This window comes from Pseudomonas sp. CGJS7, from assembly GCF_036961695.1.
Map to the genome: position 1 here is coordinate 1 of NZ_JBAMDI010000020.1, position 11797 is coordinate 11797.

Below are 11797 nucleotides of genomic sequence, written 5' to 3' on the forward strand. Positions count from 1 at the left end.
CTTGTCGATGTTCCTTTACCCGCTGGCGATCAATGCCGGCTGGCTGCATCTGGATACCATGGGCGCCGGGCTGTTGCTGGGCGGCACAGTCCACGAAGTGGCGCAGGTGGTAGGCGCGGCCAGTAATGTCAGCCCCGAAGCCACGCATATCGCCACCATCGTCAAGATGACCCGGGTCATGCTGCTAGTGCCGGTACTGCTGGTGGTGGGCCTGTGGATCAGCCGTTCGCGCAAGGCCGGCCAGGCGCAGGGCAACGGGCGCATTGCCATGCCCTGGTTCGCTTTCGGCTTCCTGGCCCTGGTCCTGGTTAATTCGCTGCAAATACTGCCTGGCAGCGTGACCCAGGCAGTGAACAGCCTGGACACCTTTGCCTTGACCATGGCCATGACGGCGTTGGGCATGGAGACCCGCTTCAGCCAGATTCGCCAGGCCGGGCCACGGGCGCTGGCCACCGGGGCGATCCTCAACCTGTGGCTGGTTGGCGGGGGGCTGGCGATTACCCTGGGGGTGCAGAAGCTGTTGGGCTGACTGGAGACCGAGTCGGCTGCTTCGCGGGTAAACCCGCTCCTACAGGTGCTGCCCTGAAGATGGCAAGGCCCCTGTAGGAGCGGGTTCACCCGCGAAGCAGGCAGCTCGGTCTCAAGGTTTTTCACAGCCCCCCTCGTTGCCGTCCACATTTCTCGGTATGGTGGTGTCAAAGAAGGATGTTTTACCCGCACAGGAAAGACTTAGATGCCTCAACGCCATGTCATCAATGCATCCGTCAGCCCCAAAGGCAGCCTGGAGACGCTGTCACAACGTGAAGTGCAGCAACTGAGTGAAGTCGGTACCGGTAGCCTCTACACACTGTTCCGCCAATGCGCCCTGGCAATCCTCAACACTGGCGCCCATGTCGACAATGCCAAGACTATCCTTGAGGCCTACAAAGACTTCGAGGTGCGTATCCACCAACAGGACCGCGGCGTGCGCCTGGAGCTGCTGAACGCCCCGGCAGACGCCTTCGTCGATGGCGAAATGATCGCCAGTACCCGTGAAATGCTGTTCAGCGCCTTGCGCGACATCGTCTACACCGAAAGCGAGCTGGCCAGCCAGCGCATCGACCTGGAGAGCTCCCAGGGCATCACCGACTACGTTTTCCACCTGCTGCGCAACGCGCGCACCCTGCGCCCAGGCGTGGAGCCGAAGATGGTGGTGTGTTGGGGCGGCCACTCGATCAGCACCGAGGAATACCAGTACACCAAGAAGGTCGGCCATGAACTGGGCCTGCGCAAGCTGGATGTCTGCACCGGCTGCGGCCCGGGCGTGATGAAAGGTCCGATGAAGGGCGCCACCATCGCCCACGCCAAGCAACGCATGCATGGCAGCCGCTACCTGGGCCTGACCGAGCCCGGCATCATCGCCGCCGAGGCGCCCAACCCGATCGTCAACGAACTGGTGATCCTGCCAGACATCGAGAAGCGCCTGGAGGCCTTCGTGCGTGTCGGCCACGGCATCATCATCTTCCCGGGCGGAGCCGGCACGGCGGAGGAGTTCCTGTACCTGCTGGGCATCCTCATGCACCCGGACAACCACGACCTGCCGTTCCCGGTGGTGCTCACCGGCCCGCGCAGCGCCGAGCCTTATCTGCAACAGTTGCACGCTTTCGTCGGCGCCACGCTGGGTGAAGCGGCCCATCGCCTGTACGAAATCATCATTGATGACCCGGCGGAAGTCGCCCGGCACATGGTCGAAGGCCTCAAGGCGGTCAAGCAGTTCCGCCGCGAGCGCAACGATGCCTTCCACTTCAACTGGCTGCTGAAGATCGAGGAGAGCTTCCAGCGACCGTTCGACCCGACCCACCAGGCCATGGCCGACCTGGACTTGCGCCGCGAGCTGCCCCCCCATGAACTGGCGGCCAACCTGCGCCGGGCGTTTTCCGGGATTGTCGCAGGCAACGTCAAGGACAAAGGCATCCGCCTGATCGAGGAACACGGGCCGTATCAGATCCACGGTGACAGCGCCGTACTGGACCCGCTTGGCCGGCTGTTGCAGGCATTCGTCGACCAGCACCGGATGAAGCTGCCCGGCGGCGCGGAGTATGTACCGTGCTATCAGGTAGCGACCTGACCACGCTGTTTTGCTGATGACGGGCATGGATGCCCGTCAAACGCGGGGGCCGGGTGTCGGGAGCGCCTGTTCGGATCCCCAACATGGGTTACATGAAAGCTCACCCACCTAGGTGATTCGCTCATTGCCGGAGTTCAACCACCGCCCGCTCGAAGAACCGAATGCTGTCGCGCCCCCCACGTTTGGACTGGTACAACGCCACATCCCCCTGCTCGATCAACGCCGCCAGGCTCGCCGGCGGCTGATCGAACACGTTGGCACCAATGCTCAAGGTAACCGCCTGGGGCGTAGGCACGGTCTTGTCGGCGTACTGCTGGAACTGCTCACGCAGCCCACTCCCCAGTTCCATGACCCGTTCACTGCTCGCGCCACTGAGCAAGATGACGAACTCATCCCCGCCCAACCGCGCCGCCAGCGAGCGCTCGGGCAGCGCCGTACGAATCATCTCGCTCAAGGCAATCAGCAAACGGTCGCCGGCGATATGCCCGTGCAGGTCGTTGACCAGTTTGAAGTTGTCGATGTCGATCAACAGCAATGCCCCGGGTTGCGCCGGGCTCACGTCCTTGAAGAAATGCCCCGCCCGCACCTCCAGTGCACGCCGGTTGTACAGCGCAGTCAGCGGGTCACGGGCTGCCAGCCGGGCAATCCGCTCTTCCCGCCGGTAACGTACGGTGCCGGTCATCGACAAGGCAATCAGCATGATCGCCATCGCGCCTTCCACCAGCGAAACCTGAATGATCAGCCCGCCAAAGGTCGCCAGGTCAATCAGCGTGCCTGGCGTGATCGCGATGGCCGCCTTGGCCACATAGAACAGCCCATGGATCAGCAACACATAGCGCAGTTGCACGGCCCCGACACTCAGCGATTTGCCATGTGGCCGCAGCAGGAAACTGGCCTTGAGCGTCAGCGAGGCCACCAACAACGAGTTGACCATCAGCATCACCTTCGACCACTGCGGGCCCACGGGCAGCAGCAGCAAGGCAAACCAGACCACCACAACCATCATCCAGGCGCGTGACAAGCGCTCCTGGGTGAAGCGCAGCACGCCGATCAGGAAAAAAACGTGGGCCACCACCAGCAAGCCATTGGCGAACCAGATGCCGATGAACAGAAAGCCGACCCCGCGCAACAATGCCAGGGTGCTACCAACCGTAATCGTGGCGAAACCCGCACTCCAGTACAGCAACGAGGTTTCGCGCACACTGCGCCATTCAATCGCCAGGTACAAGGCGGCCGCAGCGGCCAAAGCGACTGAAATAGTCAGCATCGTGGGTGGATCTAACGCCATATACGCATTGGCCTGTCTGGTTAACGGGAAAAGGCCCGACTGTATGCGATCGTGATCACGTTCAGAGGGGCCTTGCAAGGTTGCCTGCACATTGTAAACCAGCCCCTGACAAAGGGCCGCGGGCAGCAATATCATAATGACATCAATGCGCGGTGCGTACCACTCTGGCCCTTCGCTGGCTTGCCGGCGACAGGGCCATTGCAGGCGACGTCAGAGCACCCGTTTGATCAACGGTTCCAGCCGGCTATAGCGCAGCCGACGCAGAAACTTGCGCACTTGCTTGGGATGTTCGGCCTTCGCCCCCAGCGCCTCTGCCGAGCCGATTCTCGGCGCAAAGCGTCGCAGCTCGCTCAACTCCGCTTCCCGTGGCGCCAGCCATTGACCCTGCGGGTCGTCGATCAGCAGGCCGTTCTCCAGGTCCAGGTTGAACCCGCGCGGGTTGAGGTTGTTGCCGGTCAGCAGCGAATAACGCTGGTCGATCCAAACGCCCTTGGCATGGAAGGTATGCCCGGGATCGTTCCAGATGCGTACTTGCAACTGGCCGCTGGCAATCGCGGCGTGGCGGCGGTGGGCGAAGGCGCGCAGGTTGTCCTCGTACAGATAGGGCAATGCACCACTGGCACTGAACGGTTCGCCAGGGGCGATGTAGAAGTCGTTGGCGGTGCGGTCACCGACAATCAGCTCCACCCCAACCCCCCGCGCCAGAGCATGGTCAAGTTCGCGCATCACGACCTGCGGCGGGTTGAAATACGGCGTACTGATGATGATCTGCGTGCGCGCCACTGCCAGCAAGGCGCACAGCGCCCGGTTCAGTGGATTGCCACGGCCCACACCCAGCAGCGGGATCACCTGCAGGCCCTGCCCCGTCACGCTGGCCGGTACCTCGTAGGCCATGCGCCGCAGCCGTGCGCGCAAACGCCGAATGTCACCGCGCAAGCTGCGGGTAGAAGGTGGCGCCGGCAGGTCGAGGCGCGGTGTGGCGGTATGGTGCAGCAAACGCTGAACCAGGCCGACCATGGCATCAGCCAGTGCCGGTGACTGGAACAGGTGGTAGCGATCCAGGCGATAGCGGTCGAAACGATGCAGGTAGACGTTGTTCAGACTGGCGCCGGTGTAGATCACGCAATCGTCGATGATGCTGCCTTTGAGGTGCAGCACCCCGAACAGTTCGCGGGTCTGCACTGGCACGCCATGGATCGCGATGTCCAGCCCGTGCAACTGGCGCTGGGCCTGGTACCAGGCGGCATTGCCCGGCTGACGCCCGGCCCCCAGCAGCCCGCGCCTGGCGCGGAACCAGTCGACCACGATGGTGATCTCCAGGCCTGGCCGCGCGGCCTTGGCCTGGTACAAGGCATCCAGCACTTCCTGGCCGGCCTCGTCCTCCTGCAGGTACAGCGCAACGATAACAATGCGCCGAGTCGCCGTACGGATGCGCTCGAACAGGCAGGCGCGGTAAGCCCTGGCATCGGGCAGCACCTGGATCGCTTCGGGGGCCATGGCATAGCCTGGCAAGCCCGCCAGCATGGTTTCGGGGTTCACTGACGCTCACCTTCTCTGTGCAATCACTGTCGGCCCTGCCAGCCGGCGGGGCCATTCCTGGCCGCTGCATCGGGGGTGTATGATCGACCCGGCAACGACCCATAACAACAAGAACCACGCGAGGCTCTGCTTTCTCACTGCCCCTGACCAACCAGGCCTCAGCTTGCACAGGAACAGCGCAATGGTCCACCCCGCTTCTGCAAACCTATCGCCGTCTAGTGTAAAGAATTGTTCGGCAAAGACCTTTGGCTTCCTGATTTTGCCCAATTTCACCACCATCGGCCTTGCGTCGGCGGTGGAGACCCTGCGCATGGCCAACCTGGCCGCGCGCAAGCCACTGTATCGCAGTGTGCTGATCGCCGCAGACGACGCGCCGGTGGTGGCCAGCAACGGCATGCGCGTACTGCCCGACTACAACATCGCCAACGCCCCCACGCTGGATGCCTTGCTGGTGGTCGGCGCCAACCCGATCGACCGAAGCCGTAGCAACCGCCCATTGATCGACTGGTTGCGCCAACTGGCCCGCCAGCGCTTGCCACTGGGCGGTATCTGCACCGGTAGCTACCTGCTGGCCAAGGCCGAATTGCTCAAGGGTTACCGCTGCACCATCCACTGGGAAGACCTGCCGACGTTGCAGGCGCACTTCCCCGGTATCGTGATCTCCAGCCAGCTGTTCGAACTGGACCGCGACCGTTACACCTGCTCAGGCGGCGTGGCGGCCATGGACATGATGCTGCAACTGGTGGCCCGGGACACGGGCGGCCAGGACATCGCGGCCAAGGCCGCCGAGCTGTTGCTGTGCGACCGCGTGCGCGGTGAGCGTGAGCGCCAGCGTGTACCGCTGCGCACCCTGCTCGGCAGCGCTCAGCCCAAACTGAGCCAGGTGGTGGCGATCATGGAGGCCAATCTGGAGGAACCGCTGGGGCTGGAGGAACTGGCCAGCCTCAACGACGTGACCGTGCGCCAATTGGAGCGGCTGTTCCACAAGTACCTGCAGCGCACGCCCAGCCAGTATTACCTGGAGCTGCGGCTGTCGCGGGCGCGGGAGTTACTGCTGCGCAGCGACGTGCAAGTGCGTGAGGTGGCGCTGGCCTGCGGCTTCAGTTCGCCTGCGCATTTCTCCAAGAGTTATAGCCGGTTCTTCGGGCTGTCGCCTTTAGGGGAGCGGCGGCAGGCCTCTCTCCATTGAATGGGGTCATGTATTGGCTTGGCTGGCCTCTTCGCGGGCAAGCCCGCTCCTACACGCACGTGGTCCGCCACAGGCTTTTGTAGGAGCGGGTTCACCCGCGAAAGGGCCGGGCCTGCTGGCCAATCTCCACCCGCCGCTCACCGTTGCCGCCGCCACCGTATTCGCGGGTAAACCCGCTCCTACACGCACATCGGTGGTCCGCCACAGGCCGTTGTAGGAGCGGGCTTGCCCGCGAAGAGGCCAGTGCAGGTCAACTAATCTTCAAGGGCCCCGTGCGCCGTCTCCCGACACATCAGCATGGCCACCAGCGCCACCAGTGCTGCCGCCAGCAGGTATCCTGCCGGGGCCAGCTTGCTGCCCGTCACCTGAATCAGCCAGGTGGCAATGAACGGCGCAGTCCCGCCAAACAGCGAATTGGCCACATTGAAGCTCAGGGCAAACCCGCTGAAGCGCACCCGGGTCGGAAAGATTTCGGCCAGCAGGCACGGCAAGGTCCCATCGTTCATCGCCAGCATCGCACCGAAAAGGATCTGGATGGCCAGAATCACCAGCAGAGGCTGGCCGTCCAGCAGGCGAAACAACGGCACGGTCAACCCCAGGAACAACAGCGAGGCCACCACCAGCATGGTCTTGCGACCAAACTGGTCGGACAGCCGCCCCATCAGGAAGATCAAGCCGATATAGGTGGCCAGCGACACCGTCGAGGCGATGAACGAATCCCGCTCGCTCATGCCCATTTCACTGGACAGGTAGGTCGGCATGTAACTGAGCAACAGGTAGAACGCAACCGCATTAAGGCAGGTGACACCCATGCCGATCGCCAGGCTGCGCCGGTGCTGGCCCAGCAGTTCGCGCAGCGGCGTCGTGGCCATGCCGGCCTTGGTTTCCAGGCGCTGCTCCATCTCCAGGAACTTGGGCGTGTCCTGCAAGCTCATGCGGATATAGCGCCCTACCAGGCCGAACGGCGCCGCCAGCAGGAACGGCAGGCGCCAGCCCCACTCATGCAGGGCTTCACTGCTGAGCAGCTCATGCAGCACCGCGACGAACGCCGCACCGAACAACAACCCCGCAGCCGTGCTGGCCGGCACGATGCTGGTGTACAAGCCACGCCGCCCAGGCGGCGCGTACTCGGCCAGGAACGCAGCGGCCCCGGCGTACTCACCCGAGGCGGAAAACCCCTGTACCAGGCGGATCAGCAACAGCAAGGCCGGTGCCCACAGCCCGATCTGCGCATAGCCCGGCAACAAGCCGATGCAGAAGGTGGATACCGACATGATCAGGATCGACCACGAGAGCGCGTTTCGCCGACCGTGTCGATCGCCGAAATGGCCCCAGACGATGCCACCCAGCGGGCGCACCAGGAACGACAGGGCGAATACCGCAAAGGTGGCCAGCAAACCGGTGGTCTTGTCAGTTTGCGGGAAGAAGGTGGCGGCGATGATGGTGGCCAGATAGCCGTAGGCGGCGTAGTCGAACCACTCGACGAAGTTGCCCATGAAGCTGGCCCGGGCGGCCTTGCGCAGCGCCTGGCGTTCGGCGTTGTGCGCGGGGCCGGCGATGGCGGATGGGTCTAGGGTGGTGCTGGACATGACGGGTACCCTCTGGTTCTTTTAATTGGAGGCAGGGTCTGGTGGTCATACGGGGATCTTGTTGTTGTCTGGGCCAGCCTTTTCGCGGGTGAACCCGCGCCTACGACAACGGTGAAATCCCCGTAGGAGCGGGTTTGCCCGCGAAGCAGCCGACGCCGATGCTTATTTGCGAATGATGTTGTGCTCCGGCCCATACGGGAACTTGGTGATGTTCTCGGCGCCGCTGTCGTTGACGATCAGGATGTCGTGCTCGCGATAACCGCCCGCCCCCGGCCGCCCTTCAGGCAGCATGATCATCGGCTCGATCGACACCACCATGCCCGGTTCCAGCACGGTATCGATGTCCTCGCGCAGCTCCAGCCCCGCCTCGCGGCCGTAGTAATGGCTGAGCGTGCCGAACGAATGGCCATAGCCGAAGGTGCGGTACTGCAGCAGGTCGTGGCGCAGGAAGATCTCGTTCAGTTCGCGGGCGATATCGCTGCAGCGCATGCCTGGGCGCACCAGTTGCAGCCCGGCTTCGTGCACTTCGACGTTGGCCTGCCACAGGCGCAGGTACTCGTCCGGGCAGTGGTCAAGGAACAGGGTGCGCTCCAGCGCGGTGTAATAACCGGCGATCATGGGGAAACAGTTGAGGCTGAGGATCTCGCCCTTGCCCACACGGCGGCTGGTGACCGGGTTGTGTGCGCCATCGGTGTTGAGCCCGGACTGGAACCAGGTCCAGGTGTCCATCAGCTCGGCGTCCGGGAAGCGTTTGGCAATTTCGCGCACCATCGCCTGGGTGGCATGCAGTGCCACCTCGTACTCGGGCACCTGCTCACGCAGGGCCTCGACCACTGCCGCTCCGCCGATGTCGGCCACCTGTGCACCGTGACGGATAAGCGCCTGCTCCTCGGCCGACTTGATCATGCGCATACGCATGCACGGCGCAGCGATGTCCACCAGCTCGGCCTTGGGGTAGCAGGCGGCGAATTTGCCGTGGTTCTGCAGGTTCAGGTGGTCGTACTCCACGCCGATGCGCGAGGCCAGCGGCAACGCCTGCTGGATGGCGACGAAATAGTTGTCGCGCTGCCAGTCGGTGTAGACGATGTTGTCAGTGCCCACCGTGCGCCGCCAGGGTTGCCCGCCGTCGATATTGGCGCTGATCGAGACCACCTTGTCCTGGGTGATCACCAGCGCATAAGGGCGGCCGAACGAGCAGTAGAGGAAATCGCTGTAATAGTTGACGTTGTGATACGAGGTGAAGATTGCCGCCTCGATGTCCTGCTCGGCCATATAGGCCCGCAGCCGGGCGTGGCGAGCAGCGTATTCCTGGGCGGAGAAGGTTGGTTGTACCTTATCGCCATTGCGGATTTTCAGAGTCTTGGGCATTTGCATGGTCGGGGTTCCTTGTCGTTGTGAGCACGCTGTTCAGGCCGGCCGCCTGAGAAGCATTGCAACAGAACCGACGAGGACACTTTTGTATCTATCCGACCTGGAATTGGCGGGATGACCACTGGCCAAGGGGGCGCTGAGCGCCCCCCCGCCAGGCAACGCTATTTCAGATCAAAGCGGTCCAGCTCCATGACCTTCTGCCAGGCGGCCACAAAGTCCCGGACAAACTTGTCACCGCCATCACTGCTGGCATACACCTCGCTCAACGCCCGCAACTGGGCATGCGAACCGAACACCAGATCGACCCGGCTACCGCTCCACTTCACCTGCCCGGTCTTGCGGTCGCGGCCTTCAAAGGTTTCGTTGTCCGCCGAGGTCGGTTTCCACTCCACGCTCATATCCAGCAAGTTGCGGAAGAAGTCGTTGCTCAGCGTCCCCGGCTTGTCGGTGAACACGCCGAGTTTGCTACCACCATGGTTGGCACCGAGCACCCGCAGGCCACCGATCAGCACGGTCAGCTCCGGCGCGGTCAGGGTCAGCAACTGCGCCTTGTCCAGCAACAGTTTCTCGGCCTTGACGCTGTAGCGTGCCTTGGTGAAGTTGCGGAAGCCATCGGCCAGCGGTTCCAGCACGGCGAACGACTCGACGTCGGTCTGCTCCTGGGACGCATCGACTCGGCCCGGACGGAACCCTACGCTGCCGCTGTAGCCCGCATCCTTGGCAGCTTTTTCGACTGCCGCGGTACCGGCCAGCACGATCAGGTCAGCCAGGGAAACCTTCTTGCCGCTGCTGTTGAACTCGCCCTGGATCTTCTCCAATGCCGCCAGCACCTTGTCCACGCCCTGGTTTGCAGCCCAGTCCTTCTGTGGCGCCAAGCGCAAACGCGCGCCGTTGGCACCACCGCGCTTGTCGGAGCCGCGGAAGGTCGACGCGGATGCCCAGGCGGTGGAGACCAGTTCGCCCACGCTCAAACCCGAGGCCAGGATCCTGGCCTTGAGGGTCGCGATGTCTTGCTCGCTGATCGTGGATGGGTCAGCTTTGGGCAACGGGTCTTGCCACAGCAACTCTTCATTGGGCATTTCCGGGCCCAGATAGCGCGCCAGCGGGCCCATGTCGCGGTGGATCAGCTTGTACCATGCACGGGCGAACGCATCCGCCAACTGGTCAGGGTTGTCTTTGAAACGGCGGGCGATCGGCTCGTAGATGGGGTCGAAGCGCAATGCCAGGTCGGAGGTCAACATCGACGGTGCATGCCTTTTACCGGGATCGTGTGCATCGGGCACCATGCCTGCGCCTTTGCCGTCTTTCGGCCGCCACTGGTGCGCGCCGGCCGGGCTTTTGGTCAACTCCCACTCAAAGTCGAACAGGTTATTCAGGTACTCGTTGCTCCACCGGGTCGGGGTGGAGGTCCAGGTCACTTCCAGGCCACTGGTGATGGTATCCCCGCCTTTGCCGGAGCCAAACGTGTTGTGCCAGCCCAGGCCCTGCATCTCCAGGCCTGCCGCTTCCGGCTCGGGGCCGACGTTGTCGGCGGGGCCGGCACCATGGGTCTTGCCGAACGCGTGGCCACCGGCGATCAAGGCCACGGTTTCTTCATCGTTCATGGCCATGCGGCCAAAGGTTTCACGGATGTCCTTGCCCGAGGCCACAGGGTCGGGGTTACCTTCCGGGCCTTCCGGGTTCACGTAGATCAGGCCCATCTGCACGGCGGCCAGCGGGTTTTCCAGGTTACGCTCGGCCGACAGGTCGCGATTCTGTTCTTCACCATGCTTGGCCGGCTCGGCCACCAGGTCACCCTGCCCCGGCGGCTGCGCCTTGACCTGATCCTTGCCGTAACGGGTATCGCCGCCCAGCCAGACCTTTTCCGACCCCCAGTACACGTCTTCGTCCGGCTCCCACACATCGGCACGCCCGCCGGAGAAGCCGAAGGTCTTGAAGCCCATGGATTCGAGGGCAACATTACCGGTGAGTACGATCAGGTCGGCCCAGGAAATCTTGTTGCCGTACTTCTGCTTGATCGGCCACAGCAGGCGCCGGGCCTTGTCCAGGCTGACGTTGTCCGGCCAGCTGTTGAGCGGGGCGAAGCGTTGCTGGCCAGAGCCCGCACCACCGCGGCCATCACCAATGCGGTAGGTGCCGGCGCTATGCCAGGCCATGCGGATGAACAGCGGGCCGTAGTGGCCGAAGTCGGCCGGCCACCAATCCTGCGAGTCGGTCATCAAGGCGGTGAGGTCTTTCTTCAGGGCCTGAAAGTCGAGGCTCTTGAACGCCTTGGCATAGTCGAAGTCCGGGTCGGGGCTGGACTTGGAGGAATGCTGGTGAAGAATTCTCAGGTTGAGCTGGTCAGGCCACCAGTCACGGTTGGTGGTGCCGCCACCTGCGGTTTGATGGAACGGGCATTTCGATTCGTTCGACATCTGCGGGTACCTTTGGGTCGGTTATCCAGATTTCCGGTCTATGCCAGTGTTCTTTCAGCCGAGCGGGTGGGCTCGTACTACCCCTCATCAGGTGTACACGGGGCTTGCGAAGCTGTCACGGCGGGGGGGCACGGTCTTGCACGCAGGTGCTGACGCGCTGCCCTGTCGCGGAATTCGCGGGGCCACGAGAAAGACTAGCCGAGCTTGGGCAGAGGTCTAATAGAGTGGCTGTTGGAGCCTGATAGGCTGGCTCTGTCAAGCGCAGGCCTGTACCGGCCTCATCGCGGTCAAGCCCGC

At 63.3% G+C, this 11797-nt stretch carries 8 protein-coding genes; 3 read left to right on the plus strand and 5 right to left on the minus strand.

Annotated elements, in window-relative coordinates; genetic code table 11:
- Together V7787_RS14460 and ppnN are read left to right on the plus strand one after the other, a co-directional pair.
- A partial coding sequence (locus tag V7787_RS14460; protein WP_336088557.1) for a YeiH family protein occupies positions 1 to 529 on the plus strand: 529 nt, incomplete at its 5' end.
- A gap of 204 nt (positions 530 to 733) precedes the next feature.
- Positions 734 to 2107, plus strand: a complete 1374-nt coding sequence (gene ppnN / locus V7787_RS14465; protein ID WP_014590577.1) for a nucleotide 5'-monophosphate nucleosidase PpnN — start codon at positions 734 to 736, stop codon at positions 2105 to 2107.
- 121 nt (positions 2108 to 2228) lie between these two features.
- Here ppnN and V7787_RS14470 read toward each other — a convergent pair whose 3' ends face one another.
- A complete protein-coding gene (locus V7787_RS14470; protein ID WP_064491430.1) occupies positions 2229 to 3374 on the minus strand; it encodes a GGDEF domain-containing protein in 1146 nt (381 codons plus the stop codon).
- A 231-nt stretch (positions 3375 to 3605) separates the two neighbouring features.
- Positions 3606 to 4934: a CDP-diacylglycerol--serine O-phosphatidyltransferase gene (gene pssA, locus V7787_RS14475; RefSeq protein WP_104961439.1), complete on the minus strand. Its 1329-nt coding sequence runs from the start codon at positions 4932 to 4934 to the stop codon at positions 3606 to 3608.
- A gap of 181 nt (positions 4935 to 5115) precedes the next feature.
- On the opposite strand from pssA, the gene V7787_RS14480 reads away from it, so the two are divergent.
- Positions 5116 to 6123 carry a GlxA family transcriptional regulator gene (locus V7787_RS14480; protein WP_064491429.1) on the plus strand — a complete coding sequence of 336 codons (1008 nt, stop codon included), beginning with the start codon at positions 5116 to 5118 and terminating at the stop codon, positions 6121 to 6123.
- 254 nt (positions 6124 to 6377) lie between these two features.
- On the opposite strand, the gene V7787_RS14485 is transcribed toward V7787_RS14480, so the two are convergent.
- The 3 genes from V7787_RS14485 to katG all read right to left on the minus strand — a co-directional run bounded on the left by V7787_RS14485 (position 6378) and on the right by katG (position 11500).
- Positions 6378 to 7712 (minus strand): MFS transporter, encoded by a 1335-nt coding sequence (locus V7787_RS14485; RefSeq protein ID WP_336088558.1) that lies wholly within the window; start codon positions 7710 to 7712, stop codon positions 6378 to 6380.
- A gap of 162 nt (positions 7713 to 7874) precedes the next feature.
- Positions 7875 to 9086: a M24 family metallopeptidase gene (locus V7787_RS14490; protein WP_020191657.1), complete on the minus strand. Its 1212-nt coding sequence runs from the start codon at positions 9084 to 9086 to the stop codon at positions 7875 to 7877.
- Positions 9087 to 9244: 158 nt separating this feature from the next.
- Positions 9245 to 11500, minus strand: coding sequence for a catalase/peroxidase HPI (gene katG / locus V7787_RS14495; RefSeq protein WP_104887789.1), 2256 nt, complete (start codon positions 11498 to 11500; stop codon positions 9245 to 9247).
- Between the last annotated feature and the right edge of the window lie 297 nt (positions 11501 to 11797).